General features: G+C 62.8%; 20 protein-coding genes and 1 pseudogene. 13 read left to right on the plus strand and 8 right to left on the minus strand.

Going from position 1 to position 19,464, the window contains the following annotated elements; translation table 11 throughout:
• Positions 1 to 246: 246 nt before the first annotated feature.
• Together CK226_RS32690 and rocF are read right to left on the minus strand one after the other, a co-directional pair.
• Complete coding sequence (locus CK226_RS32690; protein WP_095771416.1) at positions 247 to 1,302, minus strand: ornithine cyclodeaminase; 1,056 nt, start codon at positions 1,300 to 1,302, stop codon at positions 247 to 249.
• 2 nt (positions 1,303 to 1,304) lie between these two features.
• Positions 1,305 to 2,237: an arginase gene (gene rocF / locus CK226_RS32695; RefSeq protein ID WP_095794007.1), complete on the minus strand. Its 933-nt coding sequence runs from the start codon at positions 2,235 to 2,237 to the stop codon at positions 1,305 to 1,307.
• Positions 2,238 to 2,371: 134 nt separating this feature from the next.
• Here rocF and CK226_RS32700 point away from each other — a divergent pair, with 134 nt between their 5' ends.
• Positions 2,372 to 2,812 carry an Lrp/AsnC family transcriptional regulator gene (locus CK226_RS32700; protein ID WP_095794031.1) on the plus strand — a complete coding sequence of 147 codons (441 nt, stop codon included), beginning with the start codon at positions 2,372 to 2,374 and terminating at the stop codon, positions 2,810 to 2,812.
• A gap of 68 nt (positions 2,813 to 2,880) precedes the next feature.
• Here the strand turns inward: CK226_RS32700 and CK226_RS35865 are convergent.
• The 3 genes and pseudogenes from CK226_RS35865 to CK226_RS32715 all read right to left on the minus strand — a co-directional run.
• Positions 2,881 to 2,993 (minus strand): annotated as a pseudogene (locus CK226_RS35865) (L-rhamnose mutarotase); the annotation flags it as partial.
• 35 nt (positions 2,994 to 3,028) lie between these two features.
• Positions 3,029 to 3,703, minus strand: coding sequence for a GntR family transcriptional regulator (locus CK226_RS32710; protein ID WP_095794008.1), 675 nt, complete (start codon positions 3,701 to 3,703; stop codon positions 3,029 to 3,031).
• 167 nt (positions 3,704 to 3,870) lie between these two features.
• On the minus strand, positions 3,871 to 4,719 hold the full coding sequence (locus CK226_RS32715; protein ID WP_095794009.1) for a LysR substrate-binding domain-containing protein: 849 nt from the start codon (positions 4,717 to 4,719) through the stop codon (positions 3,871 to 3,873).
• A gap of 93 nt (positions 4,720 to 4,812) precedes the next feature.
• Between CK226_RS32715 and CK226_RS32720 the strand changes: the two genes are divergently transcribed.
• A complete protein-coding gene (locus CK226_RS32720; protein WP_245437914.1) occupies positions 4,813 to 5,814 on the plus strand; it encodes a bile acid:sodium symporter family protein in 1,002 nt (333 codons plus the stop codon).
• Here the strand turns inward: CK226_RS32720 and CK226_RS32725 are convergent.
• A complete protein-coding gene (locus CK226_RS32725; RefSeq protein ID WP_179301175.1) occupies positions 5,811 to 7,355 on the minus strand; it encodes a GMC family oxidoreductase in 1,545 nt (514 codons plus the stop codon). The genes CK226_RS32720 and CK226_RS32725 overlap by 4 nt on opposite strands.
• A 149-nt stretch (positions 7,356 to 7,504) precedes the next feature.
• Positions 7,505 to 8,479: a GntR family transcriptional regulator gene (locus tag CK226_RS32730; protein ID WP_245437915.1), complete on the minus strand. Its 975-nt coding sequence runs from the start codon at positions 8,477 to 8,479 to the stop codon at positions 7,505 to 7,507.
• Here CK226_RS32730 and CK226_RS32735 point away from each other — a divergent pair.
• The 10 genes from CK226_RS32735 (at position 8,364) to CK226_RS32780 (ending at position 17,817) form a co-directional block, all read left to right on the plus strand.
• Positions 8,364 to 9,194, plus strand: coding sequence for a 2-(acetamidomethylene)succinate hydrolase (locus tag CK226_RS32735; RefSeq protein ID WP_245437916.1), 831 nt, complete (start codon positions 8,364 to 8,366; stop codon positions 9,192 to 9,194). The genes CK226_RS32730 and CK226_RS32735 overlap by 116 nt on opposite strands.
• Before the next feature lie 43 nt (positions 9,195 to 9,237).
• Entirely contained in the window at positions 9,238 to 10,377 is a 1,140-nt protein-coding gene (locus tag CK226_RS32740) for an NAD(P)/FAD-dependent oxidoreductase (RefSeq protein ID WP_095794013.1), read from the plus strand.
• A gap of 69 nt (positions 10,378 to 10,446) precedes the next feature.
• Positions 10,447 to 11,037, plus strand: a complete 591-nt coding sequence (locus CK226_RS32745; protein WP_095790561.1) for an amino acid synthesis family protein — start codon at positions 10,447 to 10,449, stop codon at positions 11,035 to 11,037.
• Between the two features lie 30 nt (positions 11,038 to 11,067).
• Positions 11,068 to 11,526 carry a YbhB/YbcL family Raf kinase inhibitor-like protein gene (locus CK226_RS32750; RefSeq protein WP_095790562.1) on the plus strand — a complete coding sequence of 153 codons (459 nt, stop codon included), beginning with the start codon at positions 11,068 to 11,070 and terminating at the stop codon, positions 11,524 to 11,526.
• Between the two features lie 70 nt (positions 11,527 to 11,596).
• On the plus strand, positions 11,597 to 12,319 hold the full coding sequence (locus CK226_RS32755) for a class II aldolase/adducin family protein (RefSeq protein WP_095790563.1): 723 nt from the start codon (positions 11,597 to 11,599) through the stop codon (positions 12,317 to 12,319).
• Positions 12,320 to 12,430: 111 nt separating this feature from the next.
• The gene (locus tag CK226_RS32760) at positions 12,431 to 14,062 is read left to right on the plus strand and encodes a choline dehydrogenase (protein WP_095794014.1); all 1,632 of its coding nucleotides are present in this window, start codon (positions 12,431 to 12,433) and stop codon (positions 14,060 to 14,062) included.
• The gene (gene fhmpcd1, locus CK226_RS32765) at positions 14,059 to 14,988 is read left to right on the plus strand and encodes a 5-formyl-3-hydroxy-2-methylpyridine 4-carboxylate 5-dehydrogenase (RefSeq protein ID WP_095794015.1); all 930 of its coding nucleotides are present in this window, start codon (positions 14,059 to 14,061) and stop codon (positions 14,986 to 14,988) included. Before CK226_RS32760 ends, fhmpcd1 begins: the two co-directional genes overlap by 4 nt.
• A gap of 130 nt (positions 14,989 to 15,118) precedes the next feature.
• Positions 15,119 to 15,949 (plus strand): ABC transporter ATP-binding protein, encoded by an 831-nt coding sequence (locus CK226_RS32770; RefSeq protein ID WP_095794032.1) that lies wholly within the window; start codon positions 15,119 to 15,121, stop codon positions 15,947 to 15,949.
• Positions 15,946 to 16,773, plus strand: coding sequence for an ABC transporter permease (locus CK226_RS32775; RefSeq protein WP_095794016.1), 828 nt, complete (start codon positions 15,946 to 15,948; stop codon positions 16,771 to 16,773). The genes CK226_RS32770 and CK226_RS32775 overlap by 4 nt, the downstream gene beginning before the upstream one ends.
• Positions 16,774 to 16,806: 33 nt before the next feature.
• Entirely contained in the window at positions 16,807 to 17,817 is a 1,011-nt protein-coding gene (locus tag CK226_RS32780; RefSeq protein ID WP_095794017.1) for an ABC transporter substrate-binding protein, read from the plus strand.
• A 37-nt stretch (positions 17,818 to 17,854) separates the two neighbouring features.
• Here the strand turns inward: CK226_RS32780 and CK226_RS32785 are convergent, their stop codons facing one another.
• Positions 17,855 to 18,280: a hypothetical protein gene (locus tag CK226_RS32785; RefSeq protein ID WP_095794018.1), complete on the minus strand. Its 426-nt coding sequence runs from the start codon at positions 18,278 to 18,280 to the stop codon at positions 17,855 to 17,857.
• Between the two features lie 153 nt (positions 18,281 to 18,433).
• On the opposite strand from CK226_RS32785, the gene CK226_RS32790 reads away from it, so the two are divergent.
• On the plus strand, positions 18,434 to 19,408 hold the full coding sequence (locus CK226_RS32790; RefSeq protein ID WP_245437917.1) for a BMP family protein: 975 nt from the start codon (positions 18,434 to 18,436) through the stop codon (positions 19,406 to 19,408).
• Positions 19,409 to 19,464: the final 56 nt, after the last annotated feature.

Consider the following 19,464-nt stretch of genomic DNA (forward strand, 5'->3'; position numbering starts at 1 on the left):
TCATCCTGCCGGACGTGCCGGAAATCATCTCGCCGATCATCTACGCGCTGCCGATCCAGATGCTGGCCTATTTCGCCGCCGTGTTCATGGGCACCGACGTCGACCAGCCGCGCAATCTGGCGAAATCCGTGACGGTCGAGTGACGGCAACGTCGATGGCCCGTTATCTCGTCGAAGGGACGATCGACAAGACCTGCAGTCACTCTCAATGCCTGCGGGATCGTTCGCGGCATCTCATCGGTTCTGGTTATGCCGCGCTCTGCATGGCCGCTCTCAGCAGCATGCCATAGAGGTCGCGCGGTTCGTCCGGATCGGCCAGCAGATCGAGCTCCTCGTAAAGGCCCGTTGCCTGCAGCTGGTCGCGCACATAGCGCAGCGCCGAAAAGTCCTCGATGGCGAAGCCGACGGAATCGAACAGCGTGATCTGCTTGGCGTCCCGGCGGCCTGACGCCTGGGCGGCGATGACTTGCCAGAGCTCGGTCACCGGATGGTCGGGATCAAGCTGTTGGATTTCACCCTCGATGCGTGTCTGCGGCGGGAACTCGACGAAAATGTCGGAGCGCAGCAGGATGTCCCTGTGCAGCTCGGTCTTGCCGGGGCAATCGCCGCCGACGGCGTTGATGTGGACGCCGGCTCCGACCATGTTGTCGGTGAGAATGGTGGCGCATTGCTTGTCGGCGGTAACGGTCGTGATGATCCCGGCCCCTTCGACCGCTTCCTGCCCGGTTTCGCAGATGGTGATGTCAAACCCCATGCCAGCCAGGTTCTTGGCGCATTTCAGCGAGGCGGATCGGTCAATGTCGTAGAGCCTGAGCCGGTCGACGCCGGTCAGCGCCTTGAAGGCGATCGCCTGGAATTCCGATTGGGCGCCATTGCCGATGATGGCCATGGTGCGTGCGCCGCGCGGTGCCAGATATTTGGCCGCGACGGCGGATGTCGCGGCGGTGCGCAGCGCGGTGAGAATGGTCATTTCGGTGAGCAGCATCGGGTAGCCGCTGCCGACATCGGCAAGCACGCCGAACGCGGTGACCGTCTGCAAGCCCTGGCGCATGTTCTTGGGATGGCCGTTGACATATTTGAAGCCATAGAGCCGCCCGTCGCTCGTCGGCATCAGCTCGATGACGCCGTCATGGCTGTGTGAGGCGATGCGAGGCGTCTTGTCGAAAAGCTCCCAGCGGCGGAAATCTTCCTCGATATAGCTGGCGAGCTCGGTCAGGAAGCGCTCGACACCGATGGTGATCACCAGCTTCATCATCCGGTCGACGCTGACGAAGGGGACGATGTTCAGCTTTGCCGTGGTCATGATCAAAAGCTCCCGGAATGGCTGCGGGTCGGGCGGTCCATGATGCGGCGGCCCATCAGGCTCGCCGTCAGGTCGACCATAAGCGTCGCGGTTCGGCCACGCTCGTCCAGAAAAGGATTCAGCTCGACCAGGTCGAGACTGGAGACGAGGCCGCTGTCGGACAGCATCTCCATCACCAGATGCGCCTCGCGGAACGTCGCGCCGCCGGGAACCGTGGTGCCGACGGCCGGCGCAATCGACGGGTCGAGAAAGTCAACGTCGAGACTGACATGCAGCAGCCCGTCTTCATCAGACACGCGCGCCAGGAAGGCGCGCAGCAGCGGCGCGATACCATGCTCATCGATGGCGCGCATGTCGTGCACTGTCACGCCCGCCTGGTTGAGCGCGCTGCGCTCGGCCGGGTCGACACTGCGCAGGCCCATGGTGCAGATGCGCTTGGGGTCCACCGCCGCCGGCAGGTCCGGGAAATAGCCGCTGAAACCCGGCTGGCCGCTGGCGTAGGCGAGCGGAACACCATGCAGATTGCCGCTGGCGGTCGTGTCCAGCGTGTGGAAATCCGGATGCGCGTCGAGCCACAGCACGAACAGCGGGCGCCCGGCCTCGGCGGCGCGGCGGGCGAGGCCCGACATGGTGCCGGCCGAGATCGAATGGTCGCCGCCGAGAAAGATCGGCATGGCGTCCTCGCTCGCCGTGTAGGCCGCCGCGGCAATGGCGGATGTCCAGGCCGATATTTCGGGCAAGGCCTTCAGCGCCAGATTGCCATGCACGACGCGCCTCGCCGGCATTGGCTGGACGGCGCCCATATCCTCGACGGTGTGGCCGAGGCCGGACAGCACCTCGGCAAGCCCTGCCGTCCTCAGCGCACTCGGCCCCATTTCGCAGCCCATTCTGCCGGCGCCGTCCTGCACCGGCGCCCCGACGATCTTGCAACGCATTGTTTTTCCCGCGGCCAAAGTTCGAATGGCGAGAGGAGAACACGGCGAGCCGGCAATATGAACAGGTAGAATTGGCAATCCGAGAAGTATAACCTATCATAATGGCGGCCGAATTTATCAAAATGGGAATCCCGATGGATGCTTTGGACGAACGGCTCGTAACCTTGCTGCGGCATAACGCCCGGCGCAGCGTGTCGGACCTTGCCGTCGATCTCGGCGTCTCGCGCGCCACGGTTCGGGCACGCATGGAGAGGCTGGAACGGTCGGGCGACATCATCGGCTACACGGTGGTGCTGCGCGCCGACGCCGTCGATCAGCGCATCCGCGGCATCATGCTCATCGAGATCGAAGGCCATGCCGCCGACCGCGTGGTTCGGGCGCTGGGTGGCTTCCCGGAAGTCTCGACCATCCATACCACCAACGGTCGCTGGGATCTGGTGGTAGAGCTCGGGACGGCGTCACTGACTGATTTCGATGCGGTGCTACGGCGTATCCGATTGATACCCGGCATAACGGGCAGCGAAACGAGCCTGCTCCTGGCGACGCCGCGCACGACGCGGGCACGACTGACGTAAGCACACCTTCAATGAAGTTCTGGCGGCCGAGGACGTTCTCCCCGACGAAGCCGAGGGGAAATAGCGCGGATGTTGGCGCGGCTTATGACGGCGAGAACCTCCGCCAGACCGCGGCGTGGACGCGCTTGTATTCAGCGATCGCCTTAGCCTTCAGGCCGATGCACGGTCCCATTCTTCGCATGGGCTGATCGTATCCGTTGCGATCGACGGCGAGCGTCAGCCGAGAAGCTCGGCGGCGACTTCGAGTGTGTTGCGGAACGACGTCTCGAGATGATTCTCCATCGCCTGCGCAGCGCCCTCGGCGTCGTGTCGCTTCAGCGCGTCGAGAATGGCCTCGTGCTGCTCGATCGTCTGCTCGCCATAGCCGGGCTTGGGAATGGCGAGATAGCGGCCGCGGTCCATCTGCGCCTTGGAGATGTCGACGGCCCGCCAGATCATCGGCAGGCCGCAGATCTCGGCAATGGTGCGGTGGAAGACGTCGTCGAGTTGGATAGCGGTGGCATACCGGCCACGTGCTATGGCGAGCTTGTGCGCCGCCATATTATCCTCCAGCAGTTCGGCGGACGCCGGCGTCAGCCTGGCGGCGGCGCGCCTGGCGCTTTCCATCTCGAGCGCCCGGCGGATGACATAGGCCTCTTCCAGGTCGGCGCGGCTGATCGGTGCGACATAGGTGCCGGTCTGCGCCAGGATTTTCACCAGGCCTTCGTCGCTGATGCGCTTGACCGCTTCCCGCACCGGGGTGCGCGATACGCCGAGCGCCTCGGCGATGGCCACCTCGTTGATGACTTCACCCGGTTTCAACTGGCCGACGACAATCAGATTGCGGATCTTGTGATAGATTTGATCGCGCAGCGGCAGCGCCCGATTGAGTGTCGAAGGATCCAGCTCCATGGCAAATCCGTATCTTCGTTCGCCTGAGACGGTCAATAGAATGTCAATGCACCAGGGACAAGGGGCCTAGGGTCTCCCTAACAGCTATGAGGCATCAGCCAGATGTTTCCGGGGGTGAAGGCTCTGTTCAACGTCAATTTCGTCGCAGGCATCCGCAACGCAATAGGTCAGCGCAGACCTCTCACCTTGGTCAGAATATCTTCCGACAGCGCCGAGACGAGCGCCCTGTCGGCGCCCTTGCTGGGGATCAGGACAAACTCCACATCCTCCAACGGCGGCAGGCGCCCGGATGGAATCTCTTTCAAACCCGAGGGCGACATGCTTTGCGGTTGCACCAGAACCCCCATGCCGGCGCGGGCGGCGGCGGTCAGGCCGCTCAGGCTCCCGCATGTGCAGACAATACGCCACGGCATGCGATGCCGTTCGAGCACTTCCAGCGCAATGCTGCGCGTGACGCTCGGCGTGGGGAAGGCAATCAACGGCAAGGCCGCGAGCGACAGGACGTGTTCCGGATCGCGGGCGAGCCAGACAAGCGGCTCGCGATAGACGAGCCGGCCACGGCTGTCGCCCAGCCGACGCTTTGCCAGAACGAGATCGAGCTCGCCATTGTCCTGCATCTGGTAGAGCACGCCGCTCAACGCCACGGTCAGTTCAAGGTCAACGGATGGGTGAGACCGGACGAAATCCTCCAGCACCAGCGGCAGCCGGCTCGTCACCAGGTCCTCGGATACGCCGAGCCTCAACGTGCCCCGCAGCCTCTGTGCGGTGAAAAGCGCCTGCACCTGTCCCTCTATCGACAACAGGGTCCGGGCATGGCCGAGCAGGGCTTCGCCGTCTGGCGTCAGCACCACCTTGTGCGTATCGCGGGCCAGCAACTGCCTGCCAAGCGCGGCCTCCAGCTTGCCGATGTGCTGGCTGACGGTGGATTGCCCGAGCCCCAGCCTCTCCGCCGCGAAGGTAAAGCTTCCCATCTGCTGGACGGCGACGAAGCTGCGAAGTTGGACCAGATCGAGCATTGATATCTCAAATTACGATAACTGTTATTCCTTGTATCCCATTTCGCAATGCACGAAAAGGCAGCACTGGACTTACTCTGGAGCGAACATGTCATGCGCCGCTTTCTGCCGGACACCTTTCTGATCCTCCTGTTGTGCACCGTCGCGCTTGCGTCGCTCGCGCCGGCGACCGGGACGTTCGCGGGATGGTTCGCGATCGCGACCAATCTTGCCGTGGCGCTGCTGTTTTTCCTGCATGGTGCAAGGCTCTCGCGTGATGTCGTCGTCGCCGGCCTGATGCATTGGCGCCTGCACCTGGTGATCCTTATGACGACCTTTGGCCTGTTCCCGCTGCTGGGGCTGGCGCTTGGCTATCTGCCCGCCTCGATCCTGCCCAAGCCGCTTTATCTCGGCATTCTGTTCCTCTGTGTCCTGCCGTCGACGGTGCAGTCATCGATCGCCTTCACCTCGATCGCCGGCGGAAACGTCCCCGCGGCCATCTGCTCGGCCTCCGCCTCCAACATCTTCGGCATGTTCCTGACACCCTTGCTCGTCGGCCTGCTCTTCTCCATTGGTGGCCATGGCGGTCTTTCGTGGGACGCGGTGAGCCAGATCCTGCTGCAGCTGCTCCTGCCTTTTGCGCTCGGACAACTGCTGGAACCGCGCATCGGCAACTGGATACGCTCCCGCAAGACACTGCTGATGCCTGTCGATCGCGGCTCGATCCTGATGGTCGTCTATCTGGCCTTCAGCACGGCGGTCGCCGAGGGGCTGTGGCACATGTTCTCGCTGCGCGACATTGCCGTGGTCGTTGTCGCCGACATGGTGCTGCTCGGCCTGGTGCTTGTGCTGACGACCTATGGCAGCCGGCTTCTCGGCTTCGACAGGGCCGACCAGATCACGATCACCTTCTGCGGTTCGAAGAAGAGCCTGGCGAGCGGCGTGCCGATGGCCAATGTGATCTTTGCCGGCCAGGGCGTCGGCGCGATCGTTCTGCCGCTGATGCTCTTCCACCAGATACAGCTCATGGTCTGCGCCATGATCGCGCAGAAATATGCCAAGGCGGCGCACCGGCCTGCCATACTGCAAGCCGAGCCAACGGCCTCGGTGGCTTAGTACTGTCGGGCGAAAGTCTCGGCAATCGCGAGGACCGCGGCATGAATCGGTCCCGCGGTGAGGTTGGGCATGATCGAGGCGTCCACGACAAAAAGATTGTCGAGCGCCTTGAGTCGTAGATTTGCATCGACGACGGCGTCCGGGTCCTTGCCCATTCTGCAGGTGCCGCAGGGATGGTGGTGCGTGATGACCGATCGCGCGATGAAGTCGTCCATCTCGGCCGCACTGTTCAGCGCGCCTGGCAGGAGTTCGCGCTCTCGCCAACCGGCGAGTTCATCTCTGTGCCCGATGGTCCGGGCTGCCTCGAGTGCTGTGCGAAACCGCTCGCGGTCTCGGCCGGTGTGCAGGTATGCCGGGTCGATGATCAACCGATCGCCGAGCTCAGGCCCACTTATGCGCACGCTGCCGCGGCTCGTCGGGTGGGTGATGCCGAACAGCAGCGAGTAAGCGGTGCCTGCGGCGGGTGCCTTGAAGCGTTCCGACACGATCGGCGCGACACCGCAGCCAACGACAATTTCAGGCTGCCCGGCGGCGGTGAAGCTGTCAGCCCGCATATAGGCCATCGATTCCGAATGTTGGAGGCGCGATGGCGGCACCGGTTTGCGGGCCGCGTAAAGGTTGCCGGCGCCAAGCAGGTGATCCTGGAGGTTTCGACCGATGTCAGGCATATCGATCACGCAGTCGACCCCCGCTGCATCGAGCACATCGCGCGGACCGATGCCCGAACGCATCAGCAAGGCCGGACTTTCCAGCGCTCCGGCACAAAGCACAATCTGATCCGCAAACACTTCGACCGAACCCTGTCGCCCCACGAACTCGAGGCTGCGGACCTGATTGCCCTCCAGCTTGAGCCGTCGCACCCGGGTGCCCGTGAGGATGGTCAGGTTCTCGCGGCCTCGAACCGCCTTTGTGAGCCAGGCATCCGCCGCCGTAACCCGGCGCCCGTCGCGAATGTTCAAGGAGTTCGGGGTGACGCCGATCATCTCTCCGCTGTTGTGGCCTTCAAGGCGAGGCAGACCCAACGATGCGCCTGCCTCGATGAAGGCGCGAGCAAGCGGACTGACTTCGTCCGCCGGCAAATGGATCGGCAAAGGCCCGCCCTTGCCGTGAAGGCCGTCGCCACCAAGCGGGTGGTCTTCGATAGCCTGGAAAACGGGCATAAGTTCATCCCAACTCCATCGGCGATCCTCGGTTGCATCAACCCAGGCCTGGAAGTCTGACGGATGACCGCGCATATAGCCCATCGCGTGCAGGCAACTCGAGCCGCCGATCAACCGCCCGCGCGCCCAATGATGCACCCGGCCCGCGGTGCCGGCTTGCGGCTCCGTGCGATAATCCCAATCGTAGCTGCGGCCCTGAAGCGCCGGCCAGGCAGCGGGGTTCCAGATGTCCGGGTCCGTCGGCTCCTCGCCGGCCTCGATCAGCAGAACGCGGCTGCCTGGATCTTCGCTCAGCCGCGCGGCAAGCAACGACCCGGCCGACCCGCCACCTACGATGACGATGTCGCAATTCGGTGCGTGCTCAACATTGGCCCCGGTCATCGTCACTCCATCTGCCACTTGCCGGTTGCGATAGTCGTCATGTCTGACACCGACACGGAGAAACCCCGCGCATCGATCCGCCTTTGGCCGATCCGAAACGTCATGAAGGACTTCGAGTCTTCAGACGGAACCTCAGTCCATCGAAGAACTCAAATCCCGTTGTCCATGGATATCTTCGCCGCCGCTTTCGCCCTCAAGACGTGCTGCTTCGAGGCTTTTCGGGCGGCTTTCTCGTCGCCGGCGGCGATGGATTCGAATATCTCCCTCATCTCCGCCAAGCTGCTTTGTGCTCTGCCCTCCAGCGACATCGATCGTCCTCGAAAGAAGCTGATCCGCGCCACCAGACCGCGGTGGACTTCCTCCAGGATCGGGTTGCCGCAATTGGCGAGTATGATCGAATAGAAATCCGCGGCGGTCATCACCTGCGCCAGGCTGTCGTTGCTGGAAGCCGCCTCTTCGAATGCGGAAAGCGATTTCTCGAGTTCACGCAACTGTTCCGGAGAAATCCTTAGCGCGCATCGTCCCGCCGCCTCGACTTCCAGCAACTCTCGAACCTCGTAGATGGCGGTTGCCACCTCCCAGGAAAGTGCCGGTATCGACGGCCCGCGGTTGGGCACGATCTCGATCAGGCGCTCGGCCTCAAGACTGCGCAAAGCCTCCCTCAGCGAGGGGCGGCTGATGCCGAGTTGTGTGCACAGTTGACTTTCGATGAGGCGGCTACCCGGCTGAAACAACCCGGAGAAGATCGCCAGCCGTAACTTGTCGACGGTCTCCCGTTGCACTGTCCGTGGCGAAATTCGCAAATTCAAATCTGGGGGCATTGGTAACGTCTCATGGCCTTTGAGTCGCAAAACTGAAGCAGCATACGCCACGCCGTGCAAATTTGACAGCAGGATAGCCAGATTGTCAAATATGAAGATTGTCAGACAATCGGCTTGACGTGACCCCGGTCTGTATGATCCTTTTGCGGGAGACGGGCAGCGAGGCGAGGATCCAAGGATCATGGACATGGCGGCAGACATGGCTTCCGACCACTTCATCTCGCGACGCGTCGACATTGGCCGCATCACCTTGAACGTGCGCCAGAGGGGCAGCGGCCCCTTGATGCTGTTCTTCCACGGCATCACCTCCAATTCCGCCGTCTTCGAGCCGTTGATGATCCGGCTTTCGGACCGGTTTACGACAATTGCGGTTGACCAGAGGGGGCATGGCCTCAGCGACAAGCCGGAAACCGGCTACGAGGCGAATGACTACGCGCACGACATCGCCGGCCTGATACGCACGCTCGATCGCGGCCGTGCCATCCTTGTCGGACATTCGCTTGGTGCTCGAAATTCGGTCGCGGCCGCGGCGAAATACCCGGATCTGGTGCGATCGGTCGTCGCGATCGACTTTACGCCGTACATCGAGACCGACGCCTTGGACGCGTTGGAAGCGCGCGTGAACGCGGGGAGCCAGCTTTTCGAGGATGTGAAGGCCGTCGAAGCATACCTCGCCGGCCGCTATCCGAACATTCCCGCCGACGCCATCAAGATCAGGGCTGAAAGCGGCTATCAGCCGGTCGTCGGCGGATTGCGTCCATTGGCATCGCCCGCGGCAATGGCGCAGACCGCCAAGGGCCTGCGATCGGATCTGGTGCCCGCCTACCGCGATGTGGCGAAGCCCGTCCTCATCGTTCGAGGCGAGGCGAGCAAGTTGGTTTCGGCGGCGGCACTGGCGAAGACAAGCCGGCTGCGGCCTGACCTGCCCGTCGTCGTCGTGCCGGGCGCCGACCACTACGTCAACGAGGTATCTCCCGAGATCACGTTGAAAGCCATCACCAACTTCATAGACGCTTGACGGCCCGAGCGCCGTCTTCTTGCACGCAGCATCAGGATAGAAAATGGCCAGTGTAAACAAAACTCCGGGCAAAACGCGTCGTGCCGAGGTCGCCGGCGGCGGCTTTGCAGGCCTGACAGCCGCCATCGCTCTCAAGCAGAATGGTTGGGATGTCAGGCTGCACGAAAAGAGTTCGGAACTGCGGGCATTCGGCGCGGGCATCTATCTCTGGCACAACGGCCTTCGCGTGCTCGAAGGGCTGGGCGCCCTTGACGGTGTTCTCCAGGGCTCGCACACGCCTCCGACCTACGAGACCTGGATGCACAACAAGTCGGTTTCCAAGGAGACGTTCAACGGTCTCCCCTGGCGCATCATGACCCGCAGCCACCTGCACGATGCGCTGGTCAACCGGGCCCGTGCCCTGGGTGTCGACATCCGCGTCAATTCCGAGGCGGTTGGCGCCGATCCGGAAGGGCGCTTGACCCTCCAGACTGGCGAGGTTCTCGAAGCCGACTTGATCGTCGGCGCCGATGGCGTCGGCTCCAAGGTCAGGGATTCCATCGGCTTCAAACAGGATCGCTGGGTTTCGAAAGATGGTCTCATCCGGCTGATTGTCCCTCGCATGAAGAAAGAGCTCGGCCATGGCGAGTGGGACAACACCATTGACATGTGGAACTTCTGGCCGCGTGTTCAGCGAATTCTCTATTCGCCCTGCAATGAGAATGAACTCTATCTCGGCTTGATGGCTCCGGCCGCTGATCCTCGTGGATCGAGCGTGCCGATCGATCTCGAAGTTTGGGTCGAGATGTTTCCTTTCCTGGAGCCGTGCCTGATCGAGGCGGCCAAACTGAAAACCGCCAGGTACGATAAGTACGAAACGACCAAGCTGGATAGCTGGACAAGAGGCAAGGTCGCCCTCGTGGGGGATGCCGCGCATGCCATGTGCCCGGCTCTTGCCCAGGGCGCCGGTTGCGCGATGGTCAACGCCTTCAGCCTGTCGCAGGACCTGGAAGAGGGCTCTTCGGTCGAGGATGCGCTTGTCGCTTGGGAGACGCGCATTCGCCCGATAACGGATCGCTGCCAGGCCCTGTCTGGCGACTATGCGGCGAACCGCTCGCTCTCGAAAGGAAACATGTTCACGCCGGCGGCGCTGGAAGCCGCCCGCTACGACCCGCTGCGCCGTGTCTACTCGTGGCCGCAGTAGCGTCGGGCCAGCCGGTCAAGGAATTAATCGGTGCGCGCGGAAACAGCGCGCGCCTTTCAGGAGATAAAGATGAATTATTCCAGTGAAGTCGAAAGAGATTATGATGTCAGGGGATGGTACTCCTCGGTCCAGGAAAGCCGGCATGACGGCGGCACGCCTGGCGAAACCCTCGTCAAAGTCGCGACTGGCGTTGTCATTCGCAATCCCTTCGCCGGAAAGTTCGTCGCCGAACTGTCCGATCTGACCAATCCGAGTGCAGCGATCGGTCATGCGCTCGGCGAGAGGGCCGTGGCGCTGCTCGGCAACAGGCCGGTCGAAAGCTATGGTAAGGGCGGTATCGCGGGTACATCAGGCGAACAGGAACATGTCGTCGCCTGCATCACCACGGTGTTCGGAGATCCGCTGCGGCAGCAGGTGGGGGGCGGCAAGGCCTGGATCTCGTCGGTCAGCAAGGTCGCTGTCGCCGGCACGACCATCGATATCCCGCTTGCCCACAAGGACGAGCTCTATATCCGTTCCCACTACGATGCCGTTACCTTTTCCGTGCCGGATGCTCCGCGCCCGGACGAACTTCTGATCTGCGTCGCCGTCGCATCGGGTCCGCGCGTGCATCAGCGCGTCGGCGGCAAATCCGTCGCCGACCTCAAGGCCGGCGCCTAGTTCGATCGAATTGCTGAAAGGACGAATTCCATGCCCCTGAACATCAAGGACCTCAAGATCACGTCCGCGGATTTCCAGCCGCTCGGGAAAATGCGAGACGAGCATGCCGGCGACAAGGGCAACGTATTGCCCAGGCTCAGGGTCAGCGGCGTCCCGGCAGGGACGAAGGAGCTCGCGGTCATCTGCCACGATCCCGACGCGCCCCTGCCCAACGGCTTCACGCATTGGGTCGTCTACGGCATCGATCCGTCGACCACGGATCTTTCTGGAGCACAGGAAAAGTTCCGCGTGGGACCCAACGGCGCCGGCGGCAAGCAATATTACGGGCCTCAGCCCCCCGCTGGCCATGGTGAGCATCACTACTACTTCTGGGTCTACGCCCTGGACACGAAGGTCGAGGGGACGCCCACCAGGGAGGAGTTCCTGCAGAAATATGCCGGCAACATCATCGAGCAGAACCGGATCGTCGGCATCTACGAAAACAAGTGAAATCCACGGCCCTGGCGACCGATAACAACAACAAGAATGGTCGCCATCGCCGCAATGGGAGAATTTGGAAATGACAGACAACAGCCCCGCGCGTCAGAAGGTCTTCGAGGAACTCGTCACGGCAACGAAGATACTTCTCAACGAAGGCATCCTGGATACGTTCGGGCACATCAGTGCCCGGGACCCTGAGGATCCCCAGAGTTTCTTCCTGGCCCAGAAGCTTGCTCCGAGCCTGATAACGGTCGATGACATCCTGCGTTTCAATCTCGATGGCGAGACCTCGGATAACCGGCCGTCCTATCTGGAGCGCTATATTCACAGCGAGATCTACAAGGCGCGGCCGGACGTTCAGTGCGTGCTCCACAGTCATTCGCCGGCCGTCCTGCCCTATTGCTTCACCGACCAGCCGCTGCGGCCCGTGACCCATATGGGTGCTTTCCTTGGCGACGCCGTCCCTGTCTATGAGATACGCGACACGCAGGGAGACGACACCGATCTCTTTGGCGGCAGCCGGAGCGTCTGCGGGGACATCGCTGAAAGCCTCGGGAACTATCCCGTCGTGCTCATGGCGCGCCATGGCGTCGTGAATGTGGGCAATTCCGTCCGGGAAGTGGTGTTCCGGGCCTTCTATCTCGAACAGAACGCCGCGGCGCAGACAGCCGGCCTGCAGATCGGCACCATCAAATATCTGTCGCCGGGCGAGATCAAGACGGCAGGAAAACTCGTCGGCGCCCAGATCGATCGCGGGTGGGATCACTGGTCGCAGCGCCTCAGGCAAGCGGGTCTCGCCTGATGTCCGTCGGGCTTTGAACATCAGCTGGAAAAGCTTGGTGTCGGCCAGGCTTTTCCAGCCTCCATCGCAATAGTTCTCTGACGCCGGGCGTCGGACGAAAGCAATGAAACCATGCCGCACGCGGAAAGTTACGATTACATCATCGTTGGAGCCGGATCGGCCGGTTGCGTGCTCGCCAACCGGCTGAGCGCCGATCCGCGATGTTCGGTGCTGTTGCTGGAGGCCGGCGGCTGGGACCGCGATCCGATGATCCACATCCCGCTTGGCTGGGGCAAGATTCTGACCGAGCGCCGCCATGACTGGATGTATTTCTGCGAGCCGGAAGACAATGTCGGCGGACGCAGGGTCGAGTGCGCGCGCGGCAAGGTCATTGGCGGATCATCGTCGACCAACGCCATGGCCTATGTGCGGGGAAATCGCGGCGACTACGATCGCTGGGCAGCAACAGGGCTCAGCGACTGGTCGTACGACAAGGTGCTGCCGTATTTCCGCAAGCAGGAAAGCTGGGAAAGGGGCGCGGACCAGTATCGCGGTGGCAATGGCCCGGTCAGCACCCAGTTCTGCCGCTACAAGGACACGCTGATCGACGCCTTCGCGCAAGCCAGCGTGCAGGCAGGCTATGAGCAGACGAAGGACTACAATGGCGAGCGGCAGGAAGGTTTCGGCCGCCTCCAGATGACGATTGCGAAAGGTCGGCGCGCCTCCACCGCGTCAGCCTATCTGCGGCCGGTGCTGAAGCGGCCCAACCTGACCGTTTTGACGGAAGCGAGCGCAACCAGGATCGTGCTGGAGGGTGCGCGCGCCACCGGCGTCACCATCAACCATCGCGGCGGCGAGCGCACGATTGTCGCCCGCAAGGAAGTGCTGCTTTCCGGTGGCGTGATCAACACGCCGCAACTCATGATGCTGTCGGGCATCGGGGCGCAGGATGAGCTTGCCGCGCACGGTATCCAGACGCGGGTCAACCTGCCGGCGGTCGGCAAGAACCTGCAGGATCACGTCTCGGTCATTCTCATGTACCGGCGCCGCGCTCCGGGCGGCCCCTTCCTGCGCAACATGCGTGCCGATCGGATCGGCTTCGATTTCGTCAAGACCTACCTGACGGGACGCGGTTTTTCCGGCGACGTACCCGGCGGGGTTGTCGCCTTCTTCAAGAGCGGTCCGGCGCGACCCTTGCCGGATGTGCAGTTGCTCTTCACGGCGGCGCCGCTCGCGGCATGGCCATACTTCAAGCCGTTCAAGGCGCCGTTTGCGGATGGCTTCGCAACGCGCATCGTGGCGACACAGCCCGAAAGCCGGGGAGCGGTGAAACTGGCCTCGGCCGATCCTTCCGCGGCGCCCCTGATCCACCAGAATTTCCTCGCCTCGCCGAAGGATTGGGAGTCGCTTCGGGCCGGCTTCCGGGTGGCAAGGGATCTGGCCGCGCAGCCCTCCATGCAGCCCTTCATCGAGGCGGAGTTCTTTCCCGGCCCGAAGTGCCAGAGCGACGACGAGATCGACGAGCATATCCGCAAGACCTCCATCACCGTGCATCATCCGGCCGGGACCTGCCGGATGGGGGCCGATGCGGCCTCGGTCGTCGACCCGCAACTGCGGGTTCGCGGCGTCGACGGGCTTAGAGTGGTGGACGCTTCCGTCATGCCCGACCTGGTCTGCGGAAACATCAACGCGGCAGTGATCATGATTGCCGAAAAGGCAGCCGACCTCATCGCGAGCTCAAAAGAAAGCAGGGCAGTGCAATGATCCGAAATATCGCCATCATCGGCCTGGGTACGATGGGACCGGGCATGGCCGCCCGGCTCGCCAGAGGCGGCCTGCAGGTGGTCGCCTGCGATGTTGCCCCGGCAGCGATAGAGCGCGCGCGATCTATGCTGAGCGTGGCCGAGACCGTTCTCGACGCCTTGGGCATCGGGCCGCCGTCGGCCGGCGTCGGGACGGTTCGCTTCACCGATGATATCGGCGATGCGGTATCCGGCGCCGACCTCGTCATCGAGAACGTTCCTGAAAACCTTTCGGTCAAGGCCGATGTCTATCGCACCATCGACAGCCTGATTGCCTCCGACACGATCGTCGCGTCCGACACGTCGGGTATCCCGATCACCAAGCTGCAGGCGCATATCTCGCATCCCGAGCGGATGGTCGGCATGCACTGGTCGAACCCGCCGCACATCATCCCGATGATCGAGGTGATCGCCGGCGAGAAGACCGCGCCGCAAACCGTGGCGACGATCCGCGATCTCATCCGCTCGATCGGCTTGCTGCCGGTGGTGGTGAGGAAGGACGTCCCCGGTTTCGTCGAAAACCGCGTGCTCTATGCGCTGCTTCGCGAGGCGGTCGACCTCGTCGAGCGCGGCGTCATCGATCCGGAAGATCTCGACACATGCGTGTCCTGGGGCATCGGCTACAAGATCGCCGTGATCGGGCCGATGGCGCTGCTCGATATGGCGGGGCTGGATATCTACAAGTCCGTCTCGTCCTTCCTCAACGCCGATCTCTCCAATCGCGACGATGTCGCGCCCATGGTGCTGGAAAAGACCAACGCGTCGAAGTTCGGCATCAAGTCGGGCGAGGGCATGTTCTCCTATACGCCCGAGCAGACCAAGGCGCTGCAAGGCGAGAGGGCGCGCAAACTCGTAGCGGTGCGACGCATCCTGGAAGGCCGGGAGTAGCCAATGGTCTATCGAGCTCACAAAGCCGGCTGGGTTGGGGAGGTCGTAACGGCGGCCGCTTGTGCCAACGGCGCCTTCGCGGACTGGACGGTGCGGCTGCGGTTAACGCCGGCGCATGGGGTGGCAAGCCATGCGCGTTGAAACCATTCGAGCAGCCGGCGGCCGGCCCGCCCATATCCGTCATGACGACCTGATCTCCGCCAAGGGTGTGTCGGTGGTCATGGCCAAGCAACTGGTTCTGCAGAATATCGATCTTTCGGTGCCGAAGGGGTCGTTTGTCTCGCTTATCGGTCCGTCCGGTTGCGGCAAGAGCACCTTGCTCAAGGTCCTGGCTGGGCTTGTCGATCCGACGAGCGGCAGCGTTTCGATTGCCGGGCTTTCGCCTGTCGAAGCAGCGCGCAAGCGCATGATCGGCCTCGTCTTCCAGGACGCCAATTTGCTTCCCTGGAAGAACGCCGTCGACAACGCATCGATGCTGCTCGGCATCGCCGACAAGTCGCTCTCGCGTGCTAAGTTGCGGGCGCGCGGCCAGGAGATGCTGGAGCTGGTGGGGTTGGGCGACAGCGCCCACAAGCGCCCCCATGAATTGTCCGGCGGCATGCGCCAGCGCGTCGCCATCGCGCGGGCCCTGGCGCTCGATCCGAAGGTGCTGCTGATGGACGAGCCGTTCGGCGCGCTCGACGCCATTACCCGCGATGCCATGGGCCAGTCGCTGCTGGAGATCTGGCAGCGCACCGGCAAGACCATCGTGCTCGTCACCCATTCGATAGATGAGGCCATTCACCTGTCGCGCCATGTCCACGTGCTGGGGATCAAGCCTGGGCGGATCACCGAAAGCCTCGACATTGGTCTGCCCTATCCGCGCGACCTGTCGGTCACCGAGGATCCGGAGTTCGTCAGGCTGGTGGTTCAACTGCGCACTATGCTGCGCGCCAGCCATCAACCGGGAGGTGCGTCGTGAGCGATCAACCCACCACCAATTTCTCCGAGTCGCGGCCCGAATCGCGGCCTTCCTCAAGCTGGGGCGCGGCGACAGGCAGCTGGCTTCCGGCGGTCATTCTTCTGCTGGCGACGATCGTGGTGTGGGAAGCCGTGGTGCGGATTTTCGCCATATCCGCCTTCATCATTCCCGCCCCCTCCGAGATCGCGCAATCGCTGGTCGCGCAATGGGGAACGCTGATGCAAGCGACGCTGGTGACGGCGGGCGAGATCCTGTTCGGATTCCTTGTCTCTGTCGCGGTCGGCATTGCCATCGCGCTGGTCATCGTGCGCTTCGACTGGCTGGGGCGAGCGCTCTATCCGCTGGTGGTGCTGTTCCAGAACGTGCCCAAGGTGGCACTGGCGCCGATCTTCATCCTCTGGTTCGGCTATGGGCTCGCGCCCAAGATCGGCCTGATCCTGGTCATTGCCTTCTTCCCGGTGACATTGTCGATGCTGGCGGGCATGCAGTCGGTCGATCGCTCGCTGCTGTCGCTGATGAATTCGGTCGGCGCCAGCCGCACGCAGATCCTGTTCAGGATTCGCGTTCCGCATTCGCTGCCCAACCTGATGGCTGGAACCAAGATCGCCGCGACGCTCAGCGTCATCGGCGCCATCGTCGGCGAATTCGCCGGCGCATCGGACGGGCTCGGCTACGTCATCCAGTTCGCCTCGACCCAGCTTGATACCGCCCTGGTCTTCGCTGCCCTGCTCCTCGTCTCGGTGTTGGGCATAGCCTTCTACTACGCGGCCGAAATTCTCGAACGCATCGTGGTGCCGTGGGCGCCGAAATTCAGCCAGTCCTAGGTCCGCTCTCAACCAACGAAAAAGGGAACAAAAATGCTCAGACGCTCACTCATCAAGGCAGCCGCGCTTGCGGCGTGTGTCGGGACACTCGGTTTCTCGAGCGTCGGCCTGGCGGCCGACAAGGTCAACGTCCAGCTCGACTGGGTGGTGCGCGGCAACCACGCCATGTTCTTCGTCGGCAAGGAGAAAGGCTTCTTCGCCAAGAACGACATCGACGTCGCCGAGATCCGCAAGGGGTCGGGCTCGCCGGACGCCATGCGGCTGGTGGGCAACGAGAACGCTGATTTCGGTTTCGGCGATCTTCCCACGCTCGCCGTCGCGCGGTCGCAGAATGTTCCCGTCGTGGCCTTGGCGGCCGTCAACCAGCACTCGCCGCTGGCGATCATCTCGCTGGCGAAGACGACGAAGCTCACCAAGCCGGCGGATCTCAAGGGTCTCACCATCGGCATTCATCCGGCCGGTTCGACCTACATCTTCTTCAAGGGCTTCCTGGCGGCCAACGGCCTGACCGAGAAGGACATGACGCTGAACAGCGTTTCGCCGCCCTATGAAAGCTATCTGCTTCTGGGCCGGGTCCAGACGGTGGTCGGCTATGTCGATGCCGAGGTTCCCGAACTGGAGGCCAAGGCCGGCGGCCCCGGTTCGCTCAGCATCATGATGGGCTCGGACCATGGCTGGAAGGCCTATGGCTCGGGCCTGTTCACCTCGCAGACAATGATCAAGGACAAGCCCGAAATCGTCGCCCGCTTCGTCAAGGCGTACAGGGAGGCCTTCGACTATGTCGTGGCGCACCCCGAAGAGGCAGCCGAGATCACCGCCAAGGCCGCACCCGGCTACGCCGACAAGAAGGATGTGCTTCTGGCGCAGATCAACGCCGACATCGCGTCGACCTTCACCAGCCCGGACACCAAGGAACACGGCCTCGGCTGGATGACGAAGACGCAATGGGAGGAAACGCTGAAGACGCTTACCGATCAGGGCGTGCTCAAGGCGGCCTTGTCGGCGGACGACGTCTTCACCGACAAGTTCCTGGCCAAGGAATAGGCCGCGCCATGTCGCGGGCAAACGGATCGATGAGCGCCTACCGGCAGACCAGCGTGTCCTGCTCCACGCCGCAGGACACGGCGCGCGCTCCCTTGGCCGCGTCGGTGGGCTCAAGCGTGATCTGCACGCGGGTGGCGTATGCGCGGCCCGACAGGCCGCACCACAGCCGCTCGACCGGCAGGTTCTCGCGCTTGTCGTTGAGGATCGTGAACGTGCCGGTCTTGGCATCGAACCAGAGCTCGACGCGGGCGCTCTTGCCCGCCTCGACCGTCGCGATCCCTGCCGAATACCAGTGGGCGAAGTCGGCATTGCAGGACAGCCCTTCCTTGCCCGCATTCGAAATCGTCAACGGCACCATGTCGAGCCCGTCGGTGCCCTTGCGGACGATGACATGATGCAACTTGACCGCGTTGGCAAAGGATGTGAACGCCAGCGCCACAGGGAGAATGTAACGGATCTTCACTTTGCCTGAGCTCCATGGGTAAATTTTCTCAGGCAGTCTACCTCGCTTCTGCGCAATAACAACAGGAATATTGATTGGCAAATCAACGGAGAGGGTAACATGTTAAAGATTCTAAAAAGCAGTGTAAGTGCAGTTATACTTGGCGGTATCTTGATGGGTGGCGCTCTTGCAGGTGAAATCAAGTCGATCGCCATCCTGACGCCCGAAGAAGGCACCGATTACGGCTGGAACCAGCAAGGCATCGACGCCGCCAAGGCGGCTGGCAAAGCCGCCGGCGTCGATGTGGTCGTGGCCCAGGGCCTCGGCTATGGCGACGTTCGTCCGACCTTGCGCGAACTTGCGTCAGACGGCGCCAGCCTGCTGATCGCCCACGCCAGCGGCTACAACACCTCGGGGCCTGAAATCGCCAAGGAGTTGAAGGTTCCGGTGGCGATCGTCGACACGCCGAACGGCCTGGAGAAGGGCCTCGTTGCCGATTACACGCTGAGCGGCCACCAGGGCGCCTATCTCGCCGGCCGTCTCGCCGCCAAGGTGTCGCGTTCCAAGTCCGTCGGCATCGTCGTCTCGGGCGAACCGCCATCATGGAATTCGCAGTCGGCGGCGTTCGCGCAAGGCGTGAAGGCGGAAAACCCGGACGTCAAGATCACCTATGCGGTGATCGGACCGGCCGCCTACAGCGATGCGGCCGGCGGCAAGCGCGTCACCGAAAGCGTGATCGCCTCGGGCGCCGACATCATCTTCGGCCAGGGCAACGGTTCGAGCTTCGGCATGCTGCAGGCGGTCGAAACGACCAAGGCAGCGGATGGCGGCAAGGTCTATTTCATCGACGTCATCGGTGACAAATCGCCGATCGACAAGGGCTTCCTGCTGTCGTCGGTGGTGTGGAACATCGAGCCGGTCTATGCGGCCATGATCGCCGACATCAAGGCCGACACGTTCGGCACCAAGCACTACACGATCGGTCTCAAGGACGACTCGGTGAAGCTGCTGAAAACCGCTGCCATTCCGGACAATGTCTGGGCCGAAATCCAGACGCTGCGCGAAGACGTCATTTCCGGCAAGATCAAGGTCGATCCGGTCTATGACGCGGCCGCTGTCAGGGCGCTGATGACCAGCGTCGCCCAGTAAGCGATCACGGGTCAGCCGCCGGAGGGGTGATCCGTTCGCCCCTCCGGCCGATTACC

Origin of the sequence: Mesorhizobium sp. WSM4311 (assembly GCF_002295115.1) — a bacterium.
GTDB lineage: Bacteria > Pseudomonadota > Alphaproteobacteria > Rhizobiales > Rhizobiaceae > Mesorhizobium.

Excerpts from the sequence above, each read along its gene's own strand:
- CK226_RS32690 (WP_095771416.1), bottom strand. The coding sequence starts at position 1,302 with ATGACCACGGCAAAGCTGAACATCGTCCCCTTCGTCAGCGTCGACCGG.
- rocF (WP_095794007.1), bottom strand. The coding sequence starts at position 2,237 with ATGCGTTGCAAGATCGTCGGGGCGCCGGTGCAGGACGGCGCCGGCAGA.
- CK226_RS32700 (WP_095794031.1), top strand. The coding sequence starts at position 2,372 with ATGGATGCTTTGGACGAACGGCTCGTAACCTTGCTGCGGCATAACGCC.
- CK226_RS32710 (WP_095794008.1), bottom strand. The coding sequence starts at position 3,703 with ATGGAGCTGGATCCTTCGACACTCAATCGGGCGCTGCCGCTGCGCGAT.
- CK226_RS32715 (WP_095794009.1), bottom strand. The coding sequence starts at position 4,719 with ATGCTCGATCTGGTCCAACTTCGCAGCTTCGTCGCCGTCCAGCAGATG.
- CK226_RS32720 (WP_245437914.1), top strand. The coding sequence starts at position 4,813 with ATGCGCCGCTTTCTGCCGGACACCTTTCTGATCCTCCTGTTGTGCACC.
- CK226_RS32725 (WP_179301175.1), bottom strand. The coding sequence starts at position 7,355 with ATGACCGGGGCCAATGTTGAGCACGCACCGAATTGCGACATCGTCATC.
- CK226_RS32735 (WP_245437916.1), top strand. The coding sequence starts at position 8,364 with ATGGCGGCAGACATGGCTTCCGACCACTTCATCTCGCGACGCGTCGAC.
- CK226_RS32730 (WP_245437915.1), bottom strand. The coding sequence starts at position 8,479 with ATGCCGTGGAAGAACAGCATCAAGGGGCCGCTGCCCCTCTGGCGCACG.
- CK226_RS32740 (WP_095794013.1), top strand. The coding sequence starts at position 9,238 with ATGGCCAGTGTAAACAAAACTCCGGGCAAAACGCGTCGTGCCGAGGTC.
- CK226_RS32745 (WP_095790561.1), top strand. The coding sequence starts at position 10,447 with ATGAATTATTCCAGTGAAGTCGAAAGAGATTATGATGTCAGGGGATGG.
- CK226_RS32750 (WP_095790562.1), top strand. The coding sequence starts at position 11,068 with ATGCCCCTGAACATCAAGGACCTCAAGATCACGTCCGCGGATTTCCAG.
- CK226_RS32755 (WP_095790563.1), top strand. The coding sequence starts at position 11,597 with ATGACAGACAACAGCCCCGCGCGTCAGAAGGTCTTCGAGGAACTCGTC.
- CK226_RS32760 (WP_095794014.1), top strand. The coding sequence starts at position 12,431 with ATGCCGCACGCGGAAAGTTACGATTACATCATCGTTGGAGCCGGATCG.
- fhmpcd1 (WP_095794015.1), top strand. The coding sequence starts at position 14,059 with ATGATCCGAAATATCGCCATCATCGGCCTGGGTACGATGGGACCGGGC.
- CK226_RS32770 (WP_095794032.1), top strand. The coding sequence starts at position 15,119 with ATGCGCGTTGAAACCATTCGAGCAGCCGGCGGCCGGCCCGCCCATATC.
- CK226_RS32780 (WP_095794017.1), top strand. The coding sequence starts at position 16,807 with ATGCTCAGACGCTCACTCATCAAGGCAGCCGCGCTTGCGGCGTGTGTC.
- CK226_RS32790 (WP_245437917.1), top strand. The coding sequence starts at position 18,434 with ATGGGTGGCGCTCTTGCAGGTGAAATCAAGTCGATCGCCATCCTGACG.